This window comes from Opacimonas viscosa (assembly GCF_024199005.1).
GTDB lineage: Bacteria > Pseudomonadota > Gammaproteobacteria > Enterobacterales > Alteromonadaceae > Opacimonas > Opacimonas viscosa.
Window position 1 is genome coordinate 1 of sequence record NZ_JANATA010000334.1, and the last position, 233, is coordinate 233.

At 47.6% G+C, this 233-nt stretch carries 1 protein-coding gene; it reads left to right on the top strand.

From position 1 onward, the window contains the following. Positions 1-233 (top strand): hypothetical protein (locus tag NLF92_RS13820; RefSeq protein WP_254102854.1); only part of this gene is annotated, 233 nt, incomplete at both ends.

Below are 233 nucleotides of genomic sequence, written 5' to 3' on the forward strand. Positions count from 1 at the left end.
CCTTAACAGCGGATGTAGACGGTGCATGGTCATATGATTTGACCGCGGCGGATGTTACGGCAATGGGTGAAGGCGCTGAAGATATTAGTATTACAGCAACCGATGCAGCAGGGAATGCTACGATGACTACAAAATCTATTTTGGTCGATACGCAAGCGGCCTCACTGACGACAGAGTCATTATCTGCAGCAGAAAATAGCACATCAGTAGGAACTATCGAGACGAGTGAAACG